The organism is Allokutzneria albata (assembly GCF_900103775.1).
Classification (GTDB): Bacteria; Actinomycetota; Actinomycetes; order Mycobacteriales; family Pseudonocardiaceae; genus Allokutzneria; species Allokutzneria albata.
The window spans coordinates 5290619-5315420 of sequence record NZ_LT629701.1 but is presented as its reverse complement, the minus strand read 5'-3'; the positions used below and the strand labels follow the sequence as shown (position 1 = coordinate 5315420).

Sequence of the window (24802 nt, the reverse complement as noted above, 5' to 3'; positions counted from 1 at the left end):
CCAGCGATGACCTCCCAGCTCGACGCCGTCCGCCAGCGGTTCCACCGGTTCGCCGAGCAGGAGGCCGCTGGGAACTCCCCGCTGTACGAGCGGTTCGCGCTCGGCGCGGCCGAGGACGCCGAGGTCGCCGAGCTGCTGACCGCGACCTCGGTCAACTTCGCCATGCCGACGCTGTTCTTCGCCGCGGCCCAGCGCGCGCTGTTCGCCGAGCCGTGGCACCCGCTGACCAGGTACTACCCCTCGGTCGGCGGCCACAACGGCGTGGACGACGCGGCCTGGCCGGAGTTCCGCGAGTTCGTGCTCGGCCGCGCGGACAAGATGCGCGAGCTGATCGCCTCCAGGACCACGCAGACCAACGAGGTCCGCCGGGCCGCCGTGCTGCACCCGGTCCTGTCCACGATCGCGGCGCAGGCGGGCAAGACCCCGCTCGGCCTCCTGGAGGTCGGCGCGAGCGCGGGACTGCTGTTGGGCATGGACCGCTACGGCTACCGCTACCGCCTGCCCGACGGCACCGACGTGAACACCGGGCGGAAGAAGGCGCGGCTGGTGCTGGACACGATGGTCCGCCGCGAGCAGGGCAGGGGCCGGTCCAAGGCGCCCGCCTTCGGCGCGAAGGTCGGCCTGGACCTCACCCCGGTCGACGTGCTCGACGAGGAGCAGCTGAGCTGGCTGGAGGCGTGCGTCTGGCCGGACCAGCCGCGACGCCTCAGCTTCCTCCGGCTCGCCGCCGAGGAGGTCAAGGCCGACCCGCCGGTCCTGGTCGCCGGGGACGCCGTCGACGACCTGCACGCGGCGGCGGCGCGCATCTCCACCGACCTGCCGCTGGTGGTGTTCAACAGCAACCTGCTGGCGTACGTGTCGGAGGCCCGGCGCGCGGACTACGTCGAGGCGATCCGAGAGCTGGCGGCCACGCGCACGCTCTGGTGGGTCGCCCAGGAACCCTTTGGCGCCTGCCTGAACCTGCTGCTGCCAGAGCGTGACGACCTGGTGCTGGACGGCCCCGCGCACAACGTCCTCAGCGTCACGCGCTGGGAAAAGGGCAGGTCAGAGGTGCGGCCGCTGGCCAGGAGCGGCATGCACGGCCAATGGGTGGAATGGCTTTAGGGTGCCTGGTCACCGGGGTGGGCGATTCTTGGTGATTTGGGGCACTGAGTCCCACTCCCGGAGCGCCTCGCCGAGGCCCTCGGTGAGCGCCCCGGCCTGATCGAGTGCGGCAAAGATCACACCATCGATCCACGCCGCGGCGGCCGCGTCGTCCCCCGGTCGCAGCCTTCCGCCGACCGCCCGGCAGGAGTAGTCGTAGATCTCGTACGACCCGCGTTCAGCCGACCGGACGACAGAACCGATCAAGTCGCCCACCGTCACGACCAGCCCCGTCTCCTCGTACAGCTCTCTGGCCACGGCCACCGCGTCGTCCTCGCCGGGCTCCACCCGCCCTCCCGGAATGGACCACCTGCCCCGACCGGGGTCGTTCGAACGGCGGATCACCAGGAGCCTGCCCGGTGAGTCGAATGTGATCCCCCCGACGCACCGGATCGAAGATTCGTGATCGCCACGCACGAACACGGACAGTAGTCTTGTCGAGGCAGTTGGCGCCGACGCTCAGCCAAGTGCGGTACAAATCTGCCGAAGCGCGGCGGAGTGCGGTACAACGGTTCCGCAGGCGCCAACAAGGCCGTTAGCGGACGGGGTTGGACAACGTGAACATCAAGAAGATCCTCACCTTTGCTGGCATTGCGCTGGTCCTGTTCCTTGTGTTCACCGCACCGGATCAGGCCGCGGGCGCTGTGAACGGAATCCTGGGCAGACTGCGGGACGCGGCTCAGGCGATCATCACGTTCGTCAGGTCGTTGTTCGTCTGATGACACCGACAGGGCGGTGAGACCGTGTTCGCACCTCGCGATCCCGACGAGTACCTGCTCGAGACCGAGCGACGGATCATCCGGGTGCGCCGACACTGGGCCACCCTGCTGTGGGACATCTTCGAGACCATCGCGTTGCTCGCGGGCGCTGTGATGATCTCGTACCTGCTCCCGCCGGGTCAGTGGCTGCTGCAGAACATCCTGTGGTACGCCGCCCTGTTCGTTCTTCTTCGGTTCGCCTACTTCGTCATCGAGTGGTGGGTCGAGCGCATCGTCGTCACCGACAAGCGCTTCATGCTCACCAACGGCGTCTTCACCACCAAGGTGGCGATGATGCCGATCGGCAAGGTCACCGACCTCACCTACGAGCGCAGCCTCAGCGGTCGCATGTGGGGTTACGGCACGATCGTCGTCGAGTCCGCGGGTCAGATCCAGGCGCTCAACCGGATCGAGTACCTGCCCCGCCCGGAGGAGGTCTACGACGCCATCTCCGAGCTGGTCTTCGGCGACAAGAAGGCCCAGGCCGAGCGGTTCTCGATGATGCAGGCCAAGAAGAAGGCCGCGTTGAGCAAGCGCGCCACCGGCTGACCGGGCGGGTGGCACCGCTGTTCGGCGCTGACGCGCCTTCCGGCAGTGCCCGGTCAGCGTGCTAGCCGGGGGGCCGAGCCCCCCGAAACCCCCACGGTGCGTTCTGTCGCCGAACCAGCGCGGAACGCCTTACGAGCGGCTGGCCACACGGGGTTGGTGGCCAGCCGTTCTTCTGCTGCAAGACTCCTGGGGTGCGGATCGACTTGCATACCCATTCGACGGCCTCCGACGGCACCGACTCGCCCGCCGGGCTGATCCGGGCGGCATCGCTGGCCGGGCTCGACGTGATCGCGGTGACCGACCACGACACCACCGCGGGCTGGTCCGAGGCGCTGGCCGCCCTGCCGCCCGGCATGCGGATGCTGCCCGGTGCCGAGCTGTCCTGCGAGTCACCCGACGGGCTCGGCGGCACCGTCACGGTCCACCTCCTCGCGTACCTGTTCGACCCGGCCTCGGAGCCGCTGGTCGCCGAGCAGACGCGGCTGCGGTCGGAGCGGCGGCGGCGACTGCACCGGATGGCCACGCGGATGGCCGCGGACGGGTTCCCGGTCGACCCCGACGAGCTGATGGCCGCGCTGCCGCCGGACGCCCCCGCCGGGCGCCCGCACCTGGCCCAGGCGCTGATGCGGGCGGGCGTGGTCGGTTCGGTGAACGAGGCCTTCGACCGGTTCCTGGGTTCCGGCGGCTCCTACCTGCTGCCGCGCACCGACACCCCGGTCGAACGAGCCATCTCGATGATCGCCGACGCGGGCGGGGTCACCGTGCTGGCGCACCCCTTCGCCAGGGCGCGCGGTCCGGTCGTCACGCCAGGGGTGATCGCCGACCTGACCGAGCGGGGGCTCTCCGGGGTCGAGGTCGACCACCCCGACCACGACGAGCCGACCCGGGCCGAGCTGAGGGGGCTCGCCGCCGGACTGGGCCTCGTCATGACGGGCTCCAGCGACTACCACGGCACGAACAAGACGATCCGGCTCGGCCAGGAGACGACCGACCCGGAGCAGTTCGAGGCGTTGGTGGCGCGGGCCAAGCCCGGTTCCTGCCCGGTGTGGGAGCGGCAGCTGTCCTGAGTACCGTGGGACGGGTGGACGGGCAGCTGGGTCTTGATCTCGGAGGGATGCCGCGCAGGCTGGTGAAGGTGACCCCGGCGAAGCTGGCGACCTGGAGCGACTGTCCTCGCCGGTACCGGATGGCCTATCTCGACCGGCCCGCTCCCAAACGCGGCGGGCCCTGGGCGAGCAGCACGCTGGGCGCGGTGGTGCACAACGCGCTCAAGGGCTACTTCGACCTGCCGCAGGAGCGCCGCACCGAGGAACAGGCCGCCGACCTGGTGCGCAGGTGCTGGAAGAGCGACGGGTTCCGGGACGCCGAGCAGGCCGAGGTCTACCGCGACCGGGCCAAGCAGTGGGTCGCCGACTACGTGCGCGGGCTGCCTCCCGGGATGGAACCGATCGGCCTGGAGCGCTGGGTCTCCACCCCCACGGAGAAGATCGTCGCCGAGGGCCGGGTCGACCGCATCGACCTGCGCGACGGCGAGCTGGTGATCGTCGACTACAAGACCGGCAGGCACGCGCTCGGCGTCGACGACGCCCGCGGGTCGCAGGCCCTCGCGCTCTACGCCATCGCCGCGCGCCGCACGCTGCGCCGCCCGTGCCGCCGGGTCGAGCTGCACCACCTGCCCTCCGGGGAGGTCGCGGTGTGGGAGCACACCGAGGAGTCCCTCGGCAGGCACCTCACCCGCGCCGAGGAGGCCGCGGAGGACCTGGCACTGGCCGCCGACACCCTCGCGGCGGGCGGGGACCAGGACGTGCTGTTCCCGCCGTCGCCCGGCAGGCAGTGCTCGTGGTGCGACTTCCGCAGGCACTGCCCCGAGGGACAGGACGCCGCACCGGAGGTGGAGCCGTGGGCGACGCTGGCGCCGTGAGTCCCGCGATCGGCCGCCGCAACTCGCTGGTCCGCCGGCTGCTCAGCGGTGTGGCGGGCTCGCTCGCCGCCGGGGTGGCCCTGCTCGCCGTGGCGATGGTGGTCGCGCAGGTCTACGCGGGCATGACCGGCATACCCGGGCCGGGCATCGCCGAGGTGATCGGCCACCTGGTGGTCGCGGCCGTGATGGTCGTGCTGCAACAGCGTTCCGACCACGAGCCGGGCCGCGTCGGCCTGGCGATGGTCTTCGGCGTCTACGTGATCGCGGGCGCCACCCTCTGGTTCTGGTGGTGGTCCTAGCCCCGCCCGTGGGGCTGAGGGTCAGCTGCCCTTCTCGGTGAGCCAGGCTCGCCAGGTGGGCAGGAGCGTCGCCAGCAGTGCCTCGGGATTCTCCACGTTGGGGGAGTGGCCCGCACCGGCCAGCACCGCGAAGTCCGCGTCGAGGCGTTCGGCCATGTCCCGCTGCGCGCTCACCGGCCAGACGTCGTCGCCCTCGCCGCAGACCACCAGGCTCGGGGTCCCGGTCGACTGGAGCACGACGCCGAGCTTGGGCACCAGGTCCGGTTCGTGGCGCAGGCCGTCGGCCATGCCGAGCAGCCCGGCGGGCTTGGACGCGAGGAAGCGGCGCCGGTAGAACTCCTTGAGCCGCTGCGGCACGTGCGCCCAGCCCGGCCTGCGCGCGTCCCGGGCCTCCCGCAGCTCCTGCGCGGCGGCCATCCCCTTGGTGCGCAGGATCGGCTCGCCCTCGTTGATCGCCTGCCTGCGGTCGCCGTCCGGGAGCTCGCTCGGTCCCGAGCACAGCAGAGTCAGCCCGGCGATCCGCGCGCCCGCGAGCACCGCCGCCCGCGCGACCAGCCCGCCGAAGGAGTGCCCGAGCAGCAGCACCGGTCTGCTCTCGCCCTGGCCGAGGTCGGTGATCAGCTCCGCGACCACCTCGCCGAGCGCGCCGGGGCGGTAGGCCGCCTCGTCCTCGGGACCGGCGGACTCGTTCAGGCCGGGCAGGTCGATCGCGACGACCTCGAAGCCCGCGTCGGAGATCGGGTCGAGCAGCGGCGCGAAGTCCTCTTTGGACCCCGGGTAGCCGGGCACGAGCAGTGCGACGGCACCGAGATCGGTCGTGGGATCCGGCTCGGCCCTGAGTGCGGCGATCGGGCCGTAGCGGCTGGGCAGCTCGACCCTGGCCCCGCGGTGCGGGGTGAGCGGAGACGGGAACGGCACGGTCACTTGTCGATTCTCTCCCAGAGCGCGTCCGGTTTCACCGCAACGCGACGAGAGTCCCCGCCCGCTGTTCGAGGATCACCGGACCGGCCGTCGCCAGCGCGACCGGACCGGGCTGGTCGCGGCGCACCGGCACCGAGCCGATCCGCGCGCCCGTCACCGCGTCCAGCACCAGCAGGCCCTCCGGCACCGGCACCACCAGCCTGCCGGAGAACAGCGTCGGCGAGCCGACCACCGCGTCCACCGTCCACTGTGGACGGAGCTCCTTCGAGGACAGGGCGACCAGCTTCGAACCGGTGAACCAGTACGCGTTCGCGCTGCCCTCGACCACCACGGGCACCTGCCCGGGCGGGTCGCCCGCCAGGTCGGAGTCGGGGATGGACAGCGACTGCTCGTCGATCTGGCTGCCGTTGGTGTCGTAGGTGACCAACCGGGGCGGCCCGGGCAGGGCGACGACGGCGCGCTCCTCGGTGATCGCGACCAGCCGCGCGCCCCTGCCGTTGAGCACGGTGCTGAACGCGACCTCGGGGGCGTCCCAGTCCTTCGGGTTGGGCTTCTGCACCGTCAGCCGGTCACCGAGGTCGTCGGGGCAGCGCTCGACCACGCCGAGCCGGTTGCCACCGAGCGCGACGGAGCCGAACTCGCAGTTGGTCCTCGGCTGCTTGTTCGGCTGGACCTCCGCCTCGACCTTGCCGTACTCCAGCGTCTTCACCAGGTCGAAGCGCACGACCTCGATCAGCCGCTTCCCGGTCATCACCAGGTGGGTGCCGTCGCTGAGCAGGCGGGTGCCGATCGGGGCGTTGCCGTTGCGGGCCAGCGCCCGCTTGCCGGTCGCGGCCTCGACACCGGTGATCTCGCTGCAGTTGCCCGCCTGCGGGCCGTTGCCGCCGGTCCAGCCCTTCTTCGTGTACACCGCGAACGCCTGGCCCCACGACATGCCGACCGTGCACAGCGGCAGATCGCGCGTGTAGGTCCACTTCTTCTCGCCGGTCAGCGGATCGCGCCCGGCCATCTCACCGCCTTCGCCGGTGACCACGGCGGGTCCGGCGACGACGGGGGCGAAGGTCGCCGAACTCGGTGCCCGCCAGACCTCCGCGAAGGACGGCGGCAGCGCGGTGGGCTGCGGCAGCTGGTACATCGGCTCGGCGCTGGTCCGCGACACCGTCGCCTTCGCGTCACTGGTCAGCTGGACGACGGCGGAGGCGACCACGGCGACGATCGCGATCAGCGCCGCGGCCACGTAGTCCGCCTTGCGGTGGAACGACCGCGCGGGCACCTGGGGGCGCTGCTCGGCGACGGGTTCGGTGGCCACTGCGACGGCCTGGTGCGCGTGCCACGGATTCGGGTCCGGGTTCACGGCGGGGACCGCTGTGCCCGAAGGCGGTGTGTCCAGCTCCGCGTTGTCCGGCCCGGAGTTGCCCGGATCCGTGGTCTCGCGCGCTGCCGCGCCGGTGGCTGGACCGGAGGCGTCCGGCACCGCTGTGCCGGACGCCGGGGTGTCCAGACCCGCCGTGCTCAGGACCGCCGCGTCCCGGGCAGCGTCGTCCCGGGAGGAGTGGTCCCGGTCCGCGGTCACCGGGCCGGGTGATGGGGGGAGGACGGGCTCCGGGTCGCGGCCGGTCGGCTGGTCATGATCGCCGTGCTGCCCAGGGCCCGTCACCCGCATCACTCCTCGCCGCTCGCCGCCACGGCCTGCTCGCCGCCGGTCTCCACGCCCGCGCGACGCCTGCGCCGACGCCGGGCCGGGCGCTCGGTCGCGCTGCTGTCCCCATCTTCCTGGGCGCGCGCGGCGGCCGGCTCCTGGCCCCCGTCGCCCGCCTGGCCGCCCTCGGCGTTCGCGGCTCCGGCCCTGGTCCGCCGCCTGCGCCTGCGCGGGGTGGTCGGCCGGGTCTCGTCACCGGTCTCCGCGGTGGCCGCGGGGGTGTCGGCGGTGCACGCCTTGGCGTCGCCGCCCTCCTCGCCCTCGGCCGCCCCGGAGCGCCCGCCGCGGGTGCGCCTGCGGACGCGCTCGCGCTTCGGCTTCGCCTCGCCGGTGCGCCGGGCGCCCCGGCCGCGACGCGGCTCCTCGTCCAGTTCCTCGGCGTCCAGGCCCTCGCGGGTGCGCTGGCCGAGCGGCAGCCTGCCCGTGGCGTCGGTGGGGATGCCGAGGTCGCTGAACAGGTGGTCGGAGGTGGAGTAGGTCTCCACCGGCTCCGGCTTGCCCAGTTCGAGCGCGTCGCTGATGGACTTCCAGCGCGGCTCCTCGTCCCAGTCGACCAGGGTGACCGCGACGCCGGTGCGCCCGGCGCGGCCGGTGCGGCCGATCCGGTGCACGTAGGTCTTCTCGTCCTCGGGGCACTGGTAGTTGATCACGTGCGTGACGCCCTCGACGTCGATGCCGCGGGCGGCGACGTCGGTGCAGACCAGCACGTCCACCTTGCCGGAGCGGAAGGCGCGCAGCGCCTGCTCGCGGGCGCCCTGGCCGAGGTCGCCGTGCACCGGCGCGACCGCGAAGCCGCGCTCGGCGAGGTCGTCGGCGAGCTTCTGCGCGGTGCGCTTGGTCCTCGTGAAGATCATCGTGAGCGAGCGGCCCTCGGCCTGCAGCACCCGGGAGACGACCTCGACCTTGTCCAGGGAGTGCGCGCGGTAGATGAACTGCGCGGTGCGCTCGTGCACGGCGCTGGCGTCCACCTCCTCGGCCCGGATGTGCGTCGGCTGGCTGAGGAAGGTCCTGGCCAGCGTGATGATCGGGCCGGGCATGGTCGCCGAGAAGAGCATGGTCTGCCGCTTGTCCGGCACCATCCGCAGCACGCGCTCGATGTCCGGGAGGAAGCCGAGGTCGAGCATCTCGTCGGCCTCGTCCAGCACCAGGGTGCGGACCTTGCCCAGCACCAGGTGGCGCTGTTCGGCCAGGTCCAGCAGCCGTCCCGGGGTGCCGATGACCACGTCGACGCCCTTGCGCAAGGCGGCGATCTGCGGCTCGTAGGGGCGCCCGCCGTAGACCGGGAGCACGCGCGCCTTGAGGTACTTGCCCGCGTCCTTGAGGTCGGCGGTGACCTGGAGGCACAGCTCACGGGTGGGCACGACCACCAGCACCTGCGGGGTGCCGTCGCCGGGCAGGTTCAGGCGCTGCAGCGCGGGCACGCCGAAGCCCAGGGTCTTGCCGGTGCCGGTGCGCGCCTGGCCGATGACGTCCTCACCGGCCAGGGCCAGCGGGAGGGTCAGCTTCTGGATGGCGAAGGTCCGCTCGATCCCGGCCTCGCCGAGCGCCTTGACGATCTTGTCGTGCACGCCGAGCTCGGCGAAGGTCGGGGCGTCGTCGGTGACGACGGCGGCCGCCCGCAGGGGGTGGGCCTCGGCGAGCTCCTCGGCGACGATGGCGTCGACGGGGTCGTCGGTCTCGGTGGTAGCGGTCGTGGTGTTGCTGCTGACGGTCAGAGTGATCGCCTCTCTCGTGCCTTGCGCGCATGCCATGGAGCGGCGCTCAACCGCGGCGTGGCGTCCACTGGGGTGGACCTCCCGCGCGGGAGGGCTTGACGAGGCGATACGCGCGCCCTGTCGCGGTGACGGTTCGTTCCGCCACCTTCGTCGCCGACGCGGCCCGGAGAGCGGGCGATGTGCTCATCACCGGCGGCTTCACTCGGGCAGTCGTCGTACGTCTGGGTCGGGAGTCTACCCGGGAAATGCCAGACGACCAGCGCTGTGCGCACACCGTTAGGACGTGTCTCACGCTCCGCGTCCCCGGGCTCAGCCATCCGGGTGTGACCGGCACTGCCCGATACGCTCATTCCCATGACCGAGGCGGACCTGCAGAAACCGGACACCGAGCCCCTTGAACCCGGCGTCGTCGACCTGATCGGCGTGCTGGCCTACGGCGAGCTCTCAGCCTTCGACCGGATGGCCGAGGACGCGCGCAGCGCCCCGACGCTGGCCGGGCGCGCCGCGCTGGCCGGGATGGCGGGCGCGGAGATGGGCCACTACCGGCAGCTGGAGCAGTTCCTGGCCCGGCGCGGCCTGCGCATCGAGGAGGTCATGGCCCCGTTCCAGGCCCCGCTGGACGCCTTCCACGCCTCCACCGCCCCCCGCTCCTGGCTGGAGTCCCTGGTCAAGGCCTACGTCGGCGACGGGCTGGCCGCGGACTTCTACCGCGAGATCGCCGAGTGGCTGGACCCGGCGACCAAGCAGCTGGTGCTCGACGTGCTCGCCGACACCGGCCACTCCGCCTTCGCCGAGCGCGAGGTCCTCGCCGCCTGCGAGGCCGACCGCAAGGTCCGCGACCGGCTCGCCCTCTGGGGCCGCCGCCTGCTCGGCGAGGCGGTCACCCAGGCCCAGCACGTGGCCGCCGAGCGGGACGGCCTCGCCGAGCTGATCATCAGGGGCACCGGCGACCTGTCCGGCATCGGCACGCTGATCCGCAGGCTGCAGAACAACCACGGGCAGCGGATGCAGGCGCTCGGTCTCGGTTGATTCCCGGTTCCGCCCTCAGCGCAAGCCGGGTGGTGCCCGGGTGGGTCGCCGCCGCCCTGGACTAGCCTGGGAACCGTCTCGTATTCGGACTTTTCAGCACGGAGGTCGGCGTGGAGGTCAAGATCGGCGTCGAGTACAGCCCGCGTGAGCTGGTCGTCTCAAGCGCGTTGTCTCAGGACGAGGTCGAGGAGCTGGTCGCCGACTCGCTTCGCGGGGAGGGCGGCGTGCTCTCCCTGACCGACGACAAGGGCAAGCGGTTCATCATCCCGGCGAACAAGGTCTCCTACGTCGAGATCGGCGCCACCGACGTCCGCCGCGTCGGCTTCGCCGTCCCGTAGGTCCTCGCTTCACCAAGGCCCGCCGTCCCGATCGGGGCGGCGGGCCTTCACTTTGGGCTGAAGCCTGGGCTGTTCTGCCGGGGTCGATGTGACAATCCGCGCCATGACCGCACCTCAGGGCCCGGGATGGCCGGGACAGCCCGGCCCGCAGGGTCCCTACCAGCCCGGACCGCCTCATCCGCAGGGGCAGCCGTACCCGCAGCAGCAGCCCTACCCGTACCCACCGCAGCAACCGCCTCCCGCGCCGCCTCGGCCGCGACGGGGACGGACGGCACTGATCGTGTCGCTGGTGGTCGTGCTCGTGGCCGGGCTGGGCATCGGCGGATGGGCGCTGTTCGGCTCGGGAGGTGGCGGAGCGGCGCCCGGCGGCTCGCAGGCCGCCGGTGGCAAGGGCAAGGAACTGACCGAGGCCGATGTGGCCAAGGTGGATCCGGCGAAGCTCCTCGACGACACGCTCACGGCGCAGCTGACCCAGCCGGTGGTGCACACCCGGATCGACTCGATCGTGTTCCAGGCGAAGGCGTACCTCTCCGGAGGGCCCTACGAGGGCAAGATCGTCGAGGGCGGGTTCGACTACCGGCAGCGCAAGCTGAACTTCATGGACGACTTCAGCGCCTGCATCGACGGCAACGAGATCCGCAGGCGTTCGAGTGGAGTCGTCGCCAACTACGGACCGTGCCCTCCGGTCAAGTCTTCGACGGTGGGCAGCAAGGTCGGCAACGGCCTGCTCCCAGGCGGGTTGAACGAGACGCAGGCGCAGGCGTTCCTGGCGTACCTGCACAAGGCGGAGGGCTTCCTCAACCCGGGCAAGCCCACCATGGTCTCCCGTGAGGGCAAGCAGTACATCCGCTTCCCGGTCGCGTTCAAGACGGTGGAAACCAGCGTGGGGCCGGCAGGGGGACAGATGTTCACCTGGGCGTTCAAGGACACCAAGCTGTCCTTCGACGACCACCCGTACACCCCCATGTCGGGCACCCAGAACACGACCGAAGTCCTGTTCTACCTGGACCCGAAGAGCTTGCTGCCCGTCTACTCCGAGCAATTCGACTACCACCCGAAGGACGACCCCAACGGATTGGAAGGAACCATTCGACGGGTGGAGTACCTGTGGGACGGCCAGATCCCGATGCCGGACCAGGAACAGATCGGCAAGCCGAAGGGGCCGTCCTGGCCCTCCGAGCGGCTCAAGCCGGGGCAGCTGAAGTGAGGCTCACCGCCCCGGTTCGCCGGGGCGGTCAGTCCTCGTAGGGGTCGATCACCCGCCGCTTGGTGATGCCGCTGGTGTGCCGGAGGAGGCGGAGGCCCGTCGCGGCCGAGTACGTCCGCGCGCGTCGTTCGCCCTTGGCGACGAGCAGGTCGGCGTCAACCATCGCCTGGAGGTCCCGGGTCGCCGTGCGGTCCTCGACGCCTGCCAGCTTCATGTAGCCGGAACGCCGCAGGCTCAGCCCCATCACCGCGTCGAACAGCGCGGGAACGCATCGCTCCGGCAGCTTGTTCCGCGCCGCCAGCTCGTCCAGTTCGGACCACAGCGCCCCGGCCTCGTGCAACCGGTTGACCACCGTCTGAGCCTGGATGTGATGGGCTTTGAGGATGAACTTGACCCAGGGGGTCGTGTCGTTTCCCGGATTCCAAGCACCACCGCCGACCTCGGCGAGGACGGCGTAGTAGGCGGGTGTGTTGTGGCCGAGGAACTCTTCGATGCTGCTGAACTGGGGAGCGACGATCTTGTCGCGGGCCAGGAGCAGGGTCTGCAGGCAGCGAGCCATGCGCCCGTTCCCGTCCCGGAACGGGTGGATCATGACCAGGTTGAGGTGGGCGAGGGCGGCGCGCACGTAGCCGGGCGCGGACTCGTCGCTCTGCAGCGACGCGACGAGTTCGGCCATCAGCTCTGGCACCTGCTCGTGATCGGGTCCCTCGTAGACGACGACGTCACGGGCCTCGTCCACAACGTAGATCGCCTTCTGGCGGTAGCGGCCCGGACTCTTGGTGAGGTCGTGCCCCAGCATCATGTACTGCAGGCTCTTGAGCAGTGACTGGTCGAGGGTGAAGTCCGGGTCGTCGGCGAGCTGGAGCACGTAGCTCATTGCGGAGCGGTAGCCCTGGATCTCCGCCCAGGTCGCTTCGCTCGCGGTGAGGGGCTCCTCCTCGTCGACCGCGGCGACGGCGTCGTCGTCGCTGATGTCGTAGCCCTCGATGCTGTTGCTGCCCTGGATCGCCTTGGCGAGCAGGTTGCGCCGCAGCTGGCCGTCCCACCGCTTCGGTTCGCGCAGGGTGAAGCGCATGTCGACCCGGAAGCGGTCGATCTCCTCGATCACCTGGCGGTCGCGTTCGTCGAGTGTCGGCAGCTGGAACAGCATCGGATTCCCTCCGGCGGGCTGTGTCTCAATGTCTCATACATAAGGACATGTGTCTCTTTGTAAAAGACATTGGGACATCGCCGGTGCCGGGCGGTCAGTCCTCGTCGGGGAGGGTTTCCAGGACCTCGAACGGGGGGCGGCCCAGGCCGGTGATGCGGAAGCGGCCCCAGGGGTCCTGATCGGACAGGGCGCCGGCGGCCTCGCCGTGCGGGGTGCGGAGCACCACCGCGCGGCGGTGCTTCTCCGCGGCCTCGGTGACCTTGTCGTTCGCGGCCAGCCTGCCGTACCAGTGGTACCGGCCGTCGATGGGTTCGAAGTGGCCGGACAGGCGCACCTCGACCTCGGTCTCGCCGTCCTTGGTGACCAGGGTCGCGGGGCCGTCGTAGCCGTCCTCGTCGTGGTCGTGGTCGTGTTCCTCGTGCGCCGTCGCCGTCGCCTCAGCCACCGCTGCCTCCTGCCTCGCCCCTGATCACCGTCAACTGCGTCACCTCTTTCGGCATCAGCTCGTCCAGTGGCAGGTCGGGGTCCAGTTCGATCCCGCCCGCCCGCGCCGCGCCGTCGATGGCGTGCCAGACGATCTGCGCCAGGTAGTCCCGCAGGTTCTCCCGGCTCATCGACTGCCGCTCCAGCCACCACTCGCCGGCCTTCTCCACCGCCCCGACCAGCGCGAACGCATAGGGTTCCGCCGCGCCGGAGTCCAGTTCCAGCAGCCGCATGTACACGCCGAGCAGCCGGGCCAGCCTGGTCGCGATCATGTCCTCGGTCGCGGTGGCCGGGTCTTGGTCCAGCGGCCGGTCCGCGAAACCGCCCCGGATCATGAAGCGGTACAGCTCCGGCTGTTCCTCGATGGTGCACAGGTACGCGTCGAGAGCCCGGTGGATGATGTCGTTGATCGACCCCGGTTCCTCCAGCGCGGGCACCAGGCGCTCGGTCAGCATCTCTGTCGCGCGCTGGCCGACCGCGACGTAGAGGTCGGCCTTGTCGGAGAAGTGCCGGTACAGCACGGGTTTGGTGACCCCCGCCGCCGCGGCGATCTCGTCCATGCCCACGTCGGGCCCGTGCTCGCGCAGCGCGCTGATGGTGGCCTCGACGAACTCCGCCCGGCGCGCGCTGCGGTGTTCCTTCCAGCGCTCCCGCCTTGCGTCGGGTCCTCCGCGTTTGCCCTTGACAGATCCGGCCATGACAGGGGACGTTACCACTAGTAGCTGTTACTTGTGGTTACACAATCCGAAGGAGTGCGCGGCATGGCGGTTGCTCCCTCTCCCCTCGCCGGGCGCCGGGTGCTGGTCACCGGGGCGGCCGGAGCGTTCGGCAGTGCCACGCTGGCCGCGCTGCGGGTGCGTGGCGCGGAGGTCCTCGGCCTCGACGTCACGGCCGACGACGACGTGCTGAGCTGCGATCTCACCGATGACGACGCCACCGAGGTGGCCGTTGCCCACGCGGTGGAGCGGCTTGGCGGACTGGACGCGGTGGTGCACTACGCGGGCATCGGGTTGCCCGTCGACAGCGGCGACGCGCCGGGCGAGAAGGTGCGGCGGACGTTCGAGGTGAACCTGCTCGGCGCCTGGCGCGTGACCGCCGCCGCGCTGCCGGCCCTGCTGGAGAGCCGGTCCGGCGGCTACCGGCCCCGGCTGGTGTTCACCGCCTCGGGCCTCGCGTACGTGACCGCGCCGTTCGCCAGCGCGTACGCGGTCTCCAAACGGGCGCTGGCCGCCTACGCGGACTCCGTTCGCATCGAGTACGGCTCGGCGGTGCACGTGACCACGCTCTACCCCGGCTACGTGCGCACACCGATCCACCGCGAGAGCCAGGCCGCCGGGACCGCCCTCGAGGGGAAGGTGCCCGCGGAGCGGCTGGAAGACGTGATCAACACGGCGGTGCGCGTGCTGGAAGCCCGCAGGCCGCCGAGGGACGTGGGCACCACCCGCTTCGGCGGGGCCGCGACCAAGCTCGCCAGGGCGCTGCCCGCGCTGGTCGACCGCGTCGTGCTGGCGCGGCACGGCCGGGACCTGCGGCGCGGCGAGTACGACGCCGTGGCGTTGGCGCAACGAATGATTCGGACCACCGATCGGGAGAAGGTGACCAAGCGATGAGCCGTGCACTACAGGTCGCGGACCGGGAGAAGACGGCCGAGCGGCTGCTGAACTCCTCGGCGAAGAACTCCTACGACCCCAACCTCGACATCGACTGGGACGCGCCGCTGGTCGACGGCGCCTACTACACCCCGCCGAACCGGGTTTCGCTCTACGGCACGCAGTTGTGGGACCAGCTCTCCGAGGAGCAGCGGATCGAGCTGTCCAAGCACGAGGTCGCCAGCGTCGCCAGCAACGGCATCTGGTTCGAGATGATCCTGATGCAGCTGCTGATCAGGCACACCTACAGCATGGACCCGACCACCAGGCACGTGCAGTACGCGCTGACCGAGATCGCCGACGAGTGCCGCCACTCGATCATGTTCGCCAGGGCGGTGGAGCGCCTCGGCTGCCCCGCCTACGGCCCGCAGCGCACCCCGCACTTCCTCGGCCGCGTCCTCAAGACCATCGGCTGGGGACCGTCGATGTTCGCGGGCATCCTCATCGCCGAGGAGATCCTGGACCGCATCCAGCGCGAGTCCATGGCCGACGAGTCGGTGCAGCCCCTGGTGCGGATGATCAACCGCATCCACGTGCTGGAGGAGGCGCGGCACGTCCGCTACGCCCGCGAGGAGATCGTGCGCGGGATGGCCGGCCTGTCCAGGGCGGAGCTGGCCGTGCACCGGTACCAGGCGGGCGCCATGGCCTACTACGTCTCGCGCACGCTGATCAATCCCGAGGTCTACCGCTCGGTCGGGATCGACCCGAAGGTCGGCCGCAAGGCCGCGCTGTCGAACCCGCACCACCAGGAGACGATGAAGTGGTCCGCGGAGCGCCTGGTGCCCTTCATCGACGAGGTCGGGTTGCTGGGCGCGCCGGGGATGCGGCTGTGGCGCAAGTCGTTCTTCATCGGGAAGTAGCGGAGGGGCGGATGCGGACCTTCACCACCAGCGACGGCACGCGGCTGGTCATCGAGGAGACCGGGGACCCGGACGCGCCGGTCACGGTCGTGCTGCTGCACGCGTGGACGCTGAGCAGGCGCACGTGGGCACGCGTCGCGGCGCTGCTGCCGGAGGAGGTCGGCGGCCCGGTCCGGGTGCTGCGCTACGACCACCGCGGCCACGGCGACTCCGCCGCGCCGGAGCGCGGCAGCACGACGATCGCGCGCCTGGCCGACGACCTCGCCGAGGTGCTGACCGAGGTCGTGCCGTCTGGACCCGTCGTGCTCGCCGGGCACTCGATCGGCGGGATGACGATCATGGCGCTGGCCGAGCGGCAGCCGGAGCTGTTCGCCGAGCGGGTGGCGGGAGTGGAGTTCGTCAACACCTCCAGCGGCGGCCTCGGCAAGGAGGCGCCGGGCGTTCCCGCGCCGCTGGCGAAGGCGATGGTGAAGGCGCAGCTCGTGCACGGACGGCTGCTGGAGCGACGTGGCGCGCGCAAGCTCGGTCCGCCCACGCTGCTGCGGCCGTACCTGCGGTGGCTGCTGTTCGGGGTCGGCTACGACCGCGTGCACCTGCGCGAGACCTCGGAGATCATCGCGGGATCGCACCCGCTGACCCTGCACGGGTTCCTCAGCGACGTGCTGCTGCACGACCGGACGAAGGCCCTGGCCGCGCTGAGCAAGGTGCCGGTGGTCGTGCTGACCGGCGGGCGGGACCGGCTGACCCCGCCGAAGCACTCGCGGGTGATCGCCGACCAGCTGCCGCGCGCGGAGCTGGTGATCTACCCGGGCGCCGGGCACATGGTGCCGGTGGAACGCAGCCGGGAGGCCGCCCGGTACCTGGCCGGGATGGTCCGAGCCGCCGTGCCGGTGGCCTAGACGCCGAGAAGGGGCGGGTCCTGACGGGCCCGCCCCCTTCGGCGTCTCAGTGCTGTTGCTGCTGCATCGGGTAACCGCCGCCGATGCCCTTCCAAGCCAGGGTCGCGATCAGCGAGATCGCCTCCTGCTTCGGCACCACGCGGTTGGCGTCCAGCCAGAACCGCGCGGTCACCTGGCTCAGCCCGACCAGGCCCATCGCCAGCAGCCGCGCCCGGTCCTCGTCCAGCCCGGCGTCGGCCGTGACCGCGCCGACGATCGTGTCGACGCAGGTGCTCGTCGCCCGGTCCACCGCGTCCTGCACCGCGGGCTCGCGGCGCAGGTCGGACTCGAAGACCAGCCGGAACGCCTGGCCCTCGCCGTCGACGAAGTCGAAGTACGCCGCGACCGCCGCCTGCACCCGCAGCTTGTTGTCCGTGGTCGACTCGATGGCCTCGCGCACGCGGCGGACCAGCTCGTCGGTGTGCGTCTCCAGCAACGCGAGGTAGAGCTCCAGCTTCCCCGGGAAGTGCTGGTAGAGCACGGGCTTGCTGACACCGGCGCGCTCGGCGATCTCGTCCATGGCCGCGGCGTGGTAGCCGTTGGCCACGAACACGTCCTGCGCCGCCGTGAGCAACTGCGCCCGGCGGGCCGTGCGTGGCAGCCGAACCCCACGCGCCACCTGCTCGTTGCCCTGCGCCGTCTCCGTCATACCGCCTCCAGCCGTGCTCCTGCCGTGCCGCCGGGTGTGCCGCCCGCACGGCTCTCATGACCTTACTCGCTGGTAGTCAGATGTCACCGCCGCGCGGCATCCTTTGTCCCATGAGCCGGACAGCCGAACGCGCGCCTTTGACCAGGATCCCGCTGTCCCGGGCCGACCTGCCCGAGGTCGACCTGTCCCGCGAGTGGTGGCCGGGCAGGTTCGTGACCTCGGGTGGCGTGCGGCTGCACGTGCGGGAGACCCCCGGGCCGGAGGGCGCCGAGACCGCTTTCTACATCCACGGCCTCGGCGGCTCCTCGACCAACTGGACGGACCTCGCTGCCCTGCTGAGCAGCAGGTTCCCCGGTATCGCGATCGACCTGCCCGGGTTCGGGCTGACCGAGCCGGGGCCGGACCACGACTACGACATCACCGCCGTGGTCCCGATGATCATCAAGTTCCTCGCCGGGCTGGAGCTGGGGCCGGTGCACCTGTTCGGCAACTCCCTCGGCGGTGCGATCGCGCTGCGCGTGGCGGCGCTGCGCCCGGACCTGGTGCGCACCCTGACGCTGGTCTCGCCCGCCATGCCGGACCTGCGCCCCGACCCGCGCCGCGTCTCCGACCCTCGCTACCTGCTGATGAACCTGCCGCTGATCGGGCCGAGGATGCGCAGGCAGGTCGGTGTGGTCACCGCGCGGATGCGCACCGAGCGGCTGGCCAAGCTGGTGATGGCCAGCACCGAGGAGATCCCCGAGGGGCGCTGGGCGCTCGCCGAGCAGGAGTACCACGTGCGGGCCGGGCAGCACTGGGCCAACGACGCGCTGGACCGGACCGCGTACGCGCTGATCAGGTCCTGGCTGGCGCCGCCGCACCGGTCGGTCTGGCGGACCGTGCTGCCCAAGGTGGACAAACCCGCGCTGGTCGTGTGGGGCACGGAGGACCGCCTGGTCAGCGTGCGCAAGGCGCCCCGGACGGCCCGGCTGCTGCCGAGGGGCAGGCTGCTGGTGCTGCCCAGGACCGGGCACGTCGCCCAGATGGAGCGGCCGAGGACCGTGGCCAAGGCGTTCCTCGGCATGCTCGAGGCGGTCGACGCCCGCGAATGGTGACGGGAGGGTCTCGCACGCGGACCACCCGGCGACTGTGGCAATCTGGATCGGTGACCCGAACGGAGCACGGACAGCGCGGAACGCACGGCAACGGAGGCTCCGCTCGTCCGGTTCGGCCGCAGAAGGTGCAGCAGCCGCAGCGCGTGCCACGCGAGCGCCGAACCCAGTTCGAGCCCCTCGTAGCCTCCTGGGACCCGCACGGCGAGAAGCCCAAGGACAAGCGCGAACGGCGGGAGAGCAAGAAGAAGACCGGCGTCGCCGGGGCCGTCGCCACCTACGGCTGGCGGGTCTACGCACTGCCCGTGCTGGTGGTGCTGACCATCCTCGCGTTCGTCGACTTCGGCACCGCGCCGCCCGACCAGCAGGCCGGGGGCGGTCCGCAGAGCAGCTCCAGCGAGGACCCGCCCGAGCAGCTGGAACCCGTGGTCGCCGAGGCGCCGCCGGGCAGGATCGATGTGAACATCCCCTCGGCCGAGCTGCCCAAGAACGGGGACAAGTACACCGAGACCGGGCCGAACACCTTCACCGTCGTCCGCGGCTCCGGCCCGGTGGCGGGCACCGCCGGACGGATCTACCGCTACACGATCGAGATCGAGAACGGCATCGACACCGCCGTCGTGCGCGGCGAGGACAGCTTCGCGAAGGTCGTCGAGGGCATCCTGTCGAGCCCGAAGAGCTGGACCGGCAACGGCAAGATCCGGCTCCAGCGGGTGGACACCACCTCGCCCGCCCCGGACTTCCGGATCAGCCTGACCACCCCGGGCACCGCGCGCAGGCCGGACGTGTGCAACTACACCATCCAGTACGAGGCGTCCTGCTGGAACAGGACCCAGGACCGCGTCTACATCAACCTGGCCCGGTGGGTGCGCGGAGCGGTGGCCTACGGGCCGCACATCGACGACTACAAGACCTACGCGATCAACCACGAGGTCGGGCACGTCTTCAACAACCCGCACCGGGGCTGTGACACCGAGGGCGGGCTCGCGCCGGTGATGATGCAGCAGTCCTTCGGCGTCGCCAACAACTACGTCGCCCAGCTCAACCAGGCCGATCCGGGCAACAAGAACGCGGTCAAGGCCGACGGGAAGACGTGCAAGCCCAACCCGTGGCCCAACCCCTGAACTGCTCCCATTTGCTGGGACTCCTGGTCCACGTGGAAGAACACGTGTAAGACGGGCGTTGACGAGCGCAGGGACGTTTTCGGTGCCCGTGTGGCGAGGAGGAACACCCATGTCGACGCTGCCACCGCTGGTGGAGCCAGCCGCGGAGCTGACCAACGAGGAGGTCGCCCGCTACAGCCGCCACCTGATCATCCCCGAGGTCGGGGTGGACGGTCAGAAGCGGCTGAAGAACGCCAAGGTGCTGGTGGTCGGCGCCGGTGGGCTCGGCAGCCCGGCGCTGCTGTACCTCGCCGCGGCCGGGGTCGGCACGATCGGCATCGTGGAGTTCGACACGGTCGACGAGTCGAACCTGCACCGGCAGATCATCCACGGCCAGTCCGACCTCGGGCGGCCCAAGGCGGAGTCGGCCCGCGACTCCATCGCGGAGGTCAACCCGTTCGTCAAGGTCAACCTGCACCAGGTGCGCCTGGAAGCGGACAACGTGCTCGACGTGTTCCGGGACTACGACCTGGTCCTGGACGGCACGGACAACTTCGCCACCCGGTACCTGGTCAACGACGCCTGCGTGCTGCTCGGCAAGCCCTACGTCTGGGGCTCGATCTTCCGGTTCGAGGGCCAGGCCAGCGTGTACTGGGCCAACCCGCCCGGTGACGTGGAGGGCGTGCAGTACCGCGACCTCTACCCGGAGGCCCCGCCGCCCGGCATGGTCCCCTCCTGCGCGGAGGGCGGCGTGCTCGGCGTGCTGTGCGCCTCCATCGGCTCGATCATGGTCACCGAGGCGATCAAGCTGATCACCGGCATCGGCGAGACCCTGCTCGGCAGGCTGATGGTCTTCGACGCGCTGGAGATGTCCTACCGGACCATCCGCATCCGCAAGGACCCCAACGGCGAGCCGGTCACCGAGCTGATCGACTACGAGGCGTTCTGCGGTGTGGTCTCCGACGCGGCGCAGAACGCGGCGGCCGGGCGCACCATCACCCCGCGCGAGCTCAAGGAGAAGTTCGACCGCAACGAGGACTTCGTGCTGGTCGACGTCCGCGAGCCGCACGAGTACGAGATCGTCAAGATCCCCGGCTCGGTGCTGATCCCCAAGGACCGGATCCTCTCCGGCGAGGCGTTCAGCGAGCTGCCGCAGGACAAGCCGATCGTGCTGCACTGCAAGTCCGGCGCCCGCTCGGCCGAGGCACTGGCCGCGCTGCACCGCGCGGGCTTCGCCGACGCCGTGCACGTCGGCGGCGGGGTTCTGGGCTGGGCACGGGACATCGACCCGAGCCTGCCGACGTACTGACCGTGGCCGAAGGGGCGCTCGTCAAGCCAAAAGCGCCCCTTCTCCGGCCGTGCCGGTCCCGCGTTCTGTCGGTGGGGCGGGGTAGCGTGCCGAGTCGTGAAACCACCGGAGCCGCCACCCCAACACGTGCGCGCGGCGTTCGGTGCACGGACCGCGCTGCCCGAGCCCTATGCGGGCGGCCCGGCGTGGTTGTGCGGCGACGTCGTGCTCAAACCGGTCTTCGACCCGTCCGAGGCGGCGTGGGCCGCCCAGACCCTCGACTCCCTCGAGGTGGACCAGCTCCGGCTCGCCCGGCCGCTGCGCTCCACCGATGGCAGGTGGGTGGTCGCAGGGTGGTCGGCGACCAGGCACATCGCCGGTCAGCCGGAGTCGCGGCACGACGAGGTGATCTCGGTGTCGCTGCGCCTGCACGCGGCGACGGTGGAGCTGCGCAGGCCCGACTTCCTGGACGCGCGCAAGGACATCAGCGCGATCGCCGACCGGATGGCCTGGGGTGAGGCCGATTCGCGGCTCGTCCCGGACCTCGGCGGGCGGATGTTCGCGGTGCTGGCCAGCTCGCGCAGGCCGACCCGCCTGCGCTCGCAGCTGGTGCACGGCGACCTGTTCGGCAACGTGCTCTTCGCGGGCAACGCTCCGCCCGGGATCATGGACTTCACCCCGTACTGGCGTCCGCCGGAGTGGGCCGCCGCGGTGATCGCCGTGGACGCGCTGGCCTGGGGCGGGGCGGACCAGGGGCTGACCAAGCGCTGGGCGCACCTGCCGGAGTGGCCGCAGATGCTGCTGCGCGCGCTGCTGTACCGGCTCGCCATGCACGCGCTGCACCCGCGCTCCTCCGCGCAGACGCTGACCGGCCTCGACCGTGCGGCCCACCTGGTGCTCGAAGCCCTGTAGCCGGTTAACACGGCCGTCACCTCGGGGTGAACGCCGCGACATCCGGATGCCGTTGGATACCTCCAACGCGCTTTCGGAGGTGAGCAGATGCAGCCGCTCTCGTGGATTCAGATCTGTGGCTACGACGCGCTCTGGCCCGACCGCGGTTCGGTGACCTCGCTACCCGACGGCGCGGAGGCCGCGGTGTTCCGCACCTTCGAGGGCTTCGTGCGCGCGGTCGGCAACCTCGACCCGGCGACCGGGGCTCCGGTGCTGTCCCGGGGCATCATCGGCGACCGGCGCGGGCGGCTCGTGGTGATCTCCCCGATGCGCAAGCAGGCGTTCGACCTGGAGACCGGCGAGTGCGTCGACGACCCGGAGCTGAGCATCCCGGTGTACCCGGTGCGCGTCGTCGACGGCACGGTGGAGCTCGGCATGGCGGCGTGAGCCGTCCGGGGAATAGTTGAGAGTTCAACGAGCTTGTAGGGTGTGGATGGCCGTCGACCGAGGAGGCCCACCATGCCCGCAGTCACCGCGAACACCCTGACCCTGCCCCGCCTGCCGGAGCTGCCCCAGGCGGAGACCGCCTGGCGCGGCGTCAAGCGCGTCGTGCAGGCCCAGCGCTTCATCGAGGGCGAGGGCTTCGCCGTCCGCCGTCCGTTCCCCGGTGTCGACCTCAGCCTCGCCGACCCGTTCCTGCTGCTGGACCACCTCGGCGCGGTGGAGTACGCGCCCGGGGAGGCGAAGGGGGCGCCGTGGCACCCGCACCGCGGCTTCGAGACGGTCACCTACATGATCGACGGCGCGATGGAGCACACCGACTCCATCGGGGGCGGCGGTGTGATCAAGGACGGTGGCACCCAGTGGATGACTGCCGGGAGCGGCATTCTCCACAACGAGCTGCCGCCGCAGGAGCTGGTCGTCAAGGGCGGGTTGTTCCACGGCGTGCAGCTGTGGGTGAACCTGCCGCGGTCGATGAAGATGACCGCTCCGCGCTACCAGGACATCGGCGGCGGCGACGTCACGCTTCTGTCCAGCGTGGACGGTGGCGCACTGGTCCGGGTGATCGCGGGTTCGCTCGACGGGCACGACGGTCCCGGCGTGACGTGGACGCCGATCACCTACCTGCACGCGACCGTCAGCGCGGGTGCCCAGCTCGACCTGCCGTGGCCGCGGGACTTCAACGCCATGGTCTACGTGCTCTCCGGGCGCGGCACGATCGGCCGCGAGGGACGGCCGTTGGAGGAGGGGCAGCTCGGCGTGTTCAGCGCCGGTGACGCCCTGACCATGCGCGCGCAGTCCGCGTGGGACGTGCTCGTGCTGGGCGGTCGGCCGATCAACGAGCCGGTCGCGCGCTACGGGCCGTTCGTGATGAACACCCGCGCGGAGATCATTCAGGCGATGGAGGACTACCAGGCGGGCCGCCTCGGCACGATCCCGGCCGAACGCCTCGCCCACCGCGGTCCGACCGACGAGGAGGTGTCCACGTGACCATGGAGCTGTTCGAGCGCGGACGGATGTTCCGTGCTGCCGGTGATCCCAGTGGTGCCGCGCGGTTCCTCTCGGAGGCGGCCGCGTCGGAGCCGACGAACCGCGCCGTGCTGGAGGAGTTGGCGTTGGCGTACTTCCAGTCCGCTTCGCTCGGGCGCGCCGAGGCCGTCGCGCGCGAGCTGGTGCGGCTGGACCCGTCCGACGGTTACGCGCGCCTGTTGCTCGGCCGCACGTTGGCGCGCCAGTCCCGGGATTCCGAGGCCGCGGTCGAACTCAAACTCGCCGCGGCCCTCGGCGCCGAATCGCGCTAGAAGAGGCCGGGCTGGGAGTCGTCCTCCGCCTTCGCCCGGGCGGCGGGCGACTCCTCCCAGCGGTGCGCGGCGAAGTCGATCCTGCCGTCGAGGATCGCCACGCCCTCCTCGCGGAGCAGCTGGAGCTGTTCGTCGGCCAGGTGCGGCGCGGGCGTGCCGTTCGCGCGCAGGACGCGTTGCCACGGCAGGTCGTGCCCGTCCTCGGCGAGGATGCGGCCGACGATGCGGGGCGACGGGGCCTTCGCCACCGCCGCCACGTCACCGTAGGTCGCGACCTGGCCGGCCGGGATGGAGCGGATCACGTCCCGCACGCGCTCGTGTATCTGTTCGTCCACGTCCCGATTGTGGCCCAGGGCACCGACAACGCTCAGCCGGTGTAGCCGGCGGTGATCCGGGTGAACTCGTAGGTGCCCTGGTTGATGCCGCTGCAGTTGGAGCCGGCGGCCCCGCAGTTGCCGAAGTCGCGGTTGGTGGCCCAGAACGTGAAGCGGCCCAGGTGGTTGCGGGTGGCGTAGTCGCGCATGGACGTGAAGTTGGCCGCGGTGACCGTCTCGTTCTGGTCGGTCTTGCCGTTCATCGACGAGATCCCGCTGCGCCGGTAAGCGTCGGCGGCGGAGTAGCCGAAGGTGCTGCTCAGCCGGGAGCGGAGGTTGTCGACGGCGCTGATCGTGTCGTTGACCATGTTGCCGCCGCCGAAGTTGAACGGCATCAGCGTCCACACGTCCACGGTGGAGCCGAGCTCGCGGGCGCGGCGGATCAGCCGCTGGCCGTCGGCGTCGGGGCCGGACTTGGCCGTGCCCATGGTGATCACGGTCCTCACGCCGGGGTTGCGGTCCTTCACGATCTTCAGCGCGCCGAGGACCTTGTCCTGCGAAGCGGGGTTGTGGAACTCGGTGTTCTCGATGTCGATGTCGATCGCGGTGAGCCGGAACGCGTCGATCACCTTCTGGTAGGCCCCGGCGAGCGCGCTCGCGCTGGAGCAGCGGTCGCCGAGCTTGGTGCCGGACCAGCCGCCGAAGGACGGCACGATCTCGCCGCCAGCGGCGCGGATCTGGTTGATCAGCGCGGACTTCGACGACAACTCCTGGGTGCCGTCCCACTTCGGGTTGCAGCCGCCGTCGGAGAGGATGAAGGCCAGGGTGAACGACTTCACCCCGGTCTGCCGCATCACGTCGACGGGGTTGATCGTGCGGCCCCAGCTGTAGAGGTAGGGCGAAGCGGTGACCGGGTTGACGGCGGCGGCGTTGGCCGGGGTGGCCGCGCCGAGTACGGCGGCGGCGCTGAGCGCGCAGAGCAGGGTTCGCCGCAGAAACCTCATG

29 protein-coding genes are annotated in these 24802 nt (G+C 71.1%); 19 read left to right on the top strand and 10 right to left on the bottom strand.

Annotation, left to right across the window (positions count from 1 at the left end):
• The first annotated feature begins 6 nt into the window (after positions 1 to 6).
• Positions 7 to 1104, top strand: coding sequence for a DUF2332 domain-containing protein (locus BLT28_RS23720; RefSeq protein WP_030427710.1), 1098 nt, complete (start codon positions 7 to 9; stop codon positions 1102 to 1104).
• A gap of 9 nt (positions 1105 to 1113) precedes the next feature.
• On the opposite strand, the gene BLT28_RS23715 is transcribed toward BLT28_RS23720, so the two are convergent.
• Positions 1114 to 1560, bottom strand: coding sequence for an NUDIX hydrolase (locus BLT28_RS23715; RefSeq protein ID WP_030427711.1), 447 nt, complete (start codon positions 1558 to 1560; stop codon positions 1114 to 1116).
• 140 nt (positions 1561 to 1700) lie between these two features.
• Between BLT28_RS23715 and BLT28_RS41015 the strand changes: the two genes are divergently transcribed.
• From BLT28_RS41015 to BLT28_RS23695, 5 genes are all read left to right on the top strand, one after another.
• Positions 1701 to 1862 carry a hypothetical protein gene (locus tag BLT28_RS41015; RefSeq protein ID WP_086826783.1) on the top strand — a complete coding sequence of 54 codons (162 nt, stop codon included), beginning with the start codon at positions 1701 to 1703 and terminating at the stop codon, positions 1860 to 1862.
• Between the two features lie 24 nt (positions 1863 to 1886).
• Entirely contained in the window at positions 1887 to 2450 is a 564-nt protein-coding gene (locus BLT28_RS23710; protein ID WP_030427712.1) for a PH domain-containing protein, read from the top strand.
• Positions 2451 to 2641: 191 nt separating this feature from the next.
• A complete protein-coding gene (locus BLT28_RS23705; protein WP_030427713.1) occupies positions 2642 to 3517 on the top strand; it encodes a PHP domain-containing protein in 876 nt (291 codons plus the stop codon).
• A gap of 14 nt (positions 3518 to 3531) precedes the next feature.
• A complete protein-coding gene (locus BLT28_RS23700; RefSeq protein WP_030427714.1) occupies positions 3532 to 4371 on the top strand; it encodes a RecB family exonuclease in 840 nt (279 codons plus the stop codon).
• Positions 4368 to 4670 (top strand): hypothetical protein, encoded by a 303-nt coding sequence (locus tag BLT28_RS23695; protein ID WP_156050559.1) that lies wholly within the window; start codon positions 4368 to 4370, stop codon positions 4668 to 4670. The genes BLT28_RS23700 and BLT28_RS23695 overlap by 4 nt, the downstream gene beginning before the upstream one ends.
• A gap of 21 nt (positions 4671 to 4691) precedes the next feature.
• On the opposite strand, the gene BLT28_RS23690 is transcribed toward BLT28_RS23695, so the two are convergent.
• Genes BLT28_RS23690 through BLT28_RS23680 form a run of 3 tightly spaced genes read right to left on the bottom strand, consistent with a single transcriptional unit; the run spans position 4692 to position 9041 of the window.
• On the bottom strand, positions 4692 to 5594 hold the full coding sequence (locus BLT28_RS23690) for an alpha/beta fold hydrolase (RefSeq protein WP_030427716.1): 903 nt from the start codon (positions 5592 to 5594) through the stop codon (positions 4692 to 4694).
• Positions 5595 to 5625: 31 nt separating this feature from the next.
• The gene (locus tag BLT28_RS23685; protein ID WP_197683894.1) at positions 5626 to 7248 is read right to left on the bottom strand and encodes an Rv3212 family protein; all 1623 of its coding nucleotides are present in this window, start codon (positions 7246 to 7248) and stop codon (positions 5626 to 5628) included.
• Positions 7249 to 7253: 5 nt separating this feature from the next.
• Complete coding sequence (locus BLT28_RS23680; RefSeq protein ID WP_052406925.1) at positions 7254 to 9041, bottom strand: DEAD/DEAH box helicase; 1788 nt, start codon at positions 9039 to 9041, stop codon at positions 7254 to 7256.
• A 318-nt stretch (positions 9042 to 9359) separates the two neighbouring features.
• On the opposite strand from BLT28_RS23680, the gene BLT28_RS23675 reads away from it, so the two are divergent.
• From BLT28_RS23675 to BLT28_RS23665, 3 genes are all read left to right on the top strand, one after another.
• Complete coding sequence (locus tag BLT28_RS23675; protein ID WP_030427719.1) at positions 9360 to 10034, top strand: ferritin-like fold-containing protein; 675 nt, start codon at positions 9360 to 9362, stop codon at positions 10032 to 10034.
• A 110-nt stretch (positions 10035 to 10144) separates the two neighbouring features.
• Positions 10145 to 10372, top strand: a complete 228-nt coding sequence (locus BLT28_RS23670) for a DUF3107 domain-containing protein (protein ID WP_030427720.1) — start codon at positions 10145 to 10147, stop codon at positions 10370 to 10372.
• A 103-nt stretch (positions 10373 to 10475) separates the two neighbouring features.
• Entirely contained in the window at positions 10476 to 11579 is a 1104-nt protein-coding gene (locus tag BLT28_RS23665; RefSeq protein ID WP_156050561.1) for a hypothetical protein, read from the top strand.
• 28 nt (positions 11580 to 11607) lie between these two features.
• On the opposite strand, the gene BLT28_RS23660 is transcribed toward BLT28_RS23665, so the two are convergent.
• The 3 genes from BLT28_RS23660 to BLT28_RS23650 form a co-directional block, all read right to left on the bottom strand.
• Entirely contained in the window at positions 11608 to 12729 is a 1122-nt protein-coding gene (locus BLT28_RS23660; protein ID WP_030427722.1) for a Fic family protein, read from the bottom strand.
• A 94-nt stretch (positions 12730 to 12823) separates the two neighbouring features.
• The gene (locus BLT28_RS23655) at positions 12824 to 13174 is read right to left on the bottom strand and encodes a DUF4873 domain-containing protein (RefSeq protein ID WP_043810260.1); all 351 of its coding nucleotides are present in this window, start codon (positions 13172 to 13174) and stop codon (positions 12824 to 12826) included.
• Positions 13167 to 13910, bottom strand: a complete 744-nt coding sequence (locus BLT28_RS23650; protein ID WP_043810261.1) for a TetR/AcrR family transcriptional regulator — start codon at positions 13908 to 13910, stop codon at positions 13167 to 13169. Before BLT28_RS23650 ends, BLT28_RS23655 begins: the two co-directional genes overlap by 8 nt.
• Positions 13911 to 13973: 63 nt before the next feature.
• Here BLT28_RS23650 and BLT28_RS23645 point away from each other — a divergent pair, with 63 nt between their 5' ends.
• Genes BLT28_RS23645 through BLT28_RS23635 form a run of 3 tightly spaced genes read left to right on the top strand, consistent with a single transcriptional unit; the run spans position 13974 to position 16620 of the window.
• Positions 13974 to 14822 (top strand): SDR family NAD(P)-dependent oxidoreductase, encoded by an 849-nt coding sequence (locus BLT28_RS23645; RefSeq protein ID WP_052406926.1) that lies wholly within the window; start codon positions 13974 to 13976, stop codon positions 14820 to 14822.
• Entirely contained in the window at positions 14819 to 15721 is a 903-nt protein-coding gene (locus tag BLT28_RS23640; RefSeq protein WP_030427726.1) for an AurF N-oxygenase family protein, read from the top strand. The genes BLT28_RS23645 and BLT28_RS23640 overlap by 4 nt, the downstream gene beginning before the upstream one ends.
• Positions 15722 to 15732: 11 nt before the next feature.
• Entirely contained in the window at positions 15733 to 16620 is an 888-nt protein-coding gene (locus BLT28_RS23635) for an alpha/beta fold hydrolase (RefSeq protein ID WP_043810262.1), read from the top strand.
• Positions 16621 to 16666: 46 nt separating this feature from the next.
• Here BLT28_RS23635 and BLT28_RS23630 read toward each other — a convergent pair whose 3' ends face one another.
• A complete protein-coding gene (locus BLT28_RS23630; RefSeq protein ID WP_030427728.1) occupies positions 16667 to 17308 on the bottom strand; it encodes a TetR/AcrR family transcriptional regulator in 642 nt (213 codons plus the stop codon).
• A gap of 110 nt (positions 17309 to 17418) precedes the next feature.
• Here BLT28_RS23630 and BLT28_RS23625 point away from each other — a divergent pair, with 110 nt between their 5' ends.
• From BLT28_RS23625 to BLT28_RS23595, 7 genes are all read left to right on the top strand, one after another.
• Entirely contained in the window at positions 17419 to 18402 is a 984-nt protein-coding gene (locus tag BLT28_RS23625) for an alpha/beta fold hydrolase (RefSeq protein ID WP_030427729.1), read from the top strand.
• A gap of 50 nt (positions 18403 to 18452) precedes the next feature.
• Positions 18453 to 19523 carry a DUF3152 domain-containing protein gene (locus tag BLT28_RS23620; protein ID WP_030427730.1) on the top strand — a complete coding sequence of 357 codons (1071 nt, stop codon included), beginning with the start codon at positions 18453 to 18455 and terminating at the stop codon, positions 19521 to 19523.
• Positions 19524 to 19632: 109 nt separating this feature from the next.
• Positions 19633 to 20811, top strand: coding sequence for an adenylyltransferase/sulfurtransferase MoeZ (moeZ, locus tag BLT28_RS23615; RefSeq protein WP_030427731.1), 1179 nt, complete (start codon positions 19633 to 19635; stop codon positions 20809 to 20811).
• Between the two features lie 96 nt (positions 20812 to 20907).
• Positions 20908 to 21702, top strand: a complete 795-nt coding sequence (locus tag BLT28_RS23610) for a TIGR02569 family protein (RefSeq protein WP_081900049.1) — start codon at positions 20908 to 20910, stop codon at positions 21700 to 21702.
• 87 nt (positions 21703 to 21789) lie between these two features.
• Entirely contained in the window at positions 21790 to 22128 is a 339-nt protein-coding gene (gene nirD, locus BLT28_RS23605; protein WP_030427733.1) for a nitrite reductase small subunit NirD, read from the top strand.
• Positions 22129 to 22200: 72 nt separating this feature from the next.
• A complete protein-coding gene (locus BLT28_RS23600) occupies positions 22201 to 23172 on the top strand; it encodes a pirin family protein (RefSeq protein WP_030427734.1) in 972 nt (323 codons plus the stop codon).
• A gap of 2 nt (positions 23173 to 23174) precedes the next feature.
• Positions 23175 to 23483: a tetratricopeptide repeat protein gene (locus BLT28_RS23595; RefSeq protein WP_030427735.1), complete on the top strand. Its 309-nt coding sequence runs from the start codon at positions 23175 to 23177 to the stop codon at positions 23481 to 23483.
• On the opposite strand, the gene BLT28_RS23590 is transcribed toward BLT28_RS23595, so the two are convergent.
• The gene (locus BLT28_RS23590; RefSeq protein WP_030427736.1) at positions 23480 to 23818 is read right to left on the bottom strand and encodes an MGMT family protein; all 339 of its coding nucleotides are present in this window, start codon (positions 23816 to 23818) and stop codon (positions 23480 to 23482) included. The genes BLT28_RS23595 and BLT28_RS23590 overlap by 4 nt on opposite strands.
• 32 nt (positions 23819 to 23850) lie before the next feature.
• A complete protein-coding gene (locus BLT28_RS23585; protein WP_030427737.1) occupies positions 23851 to 24801 on the bottom strand; it encodes a chitinase in 951 nt (316 codons plus the stop codon).
• Position 24802 lies beyond the last annotated feature (1 nt).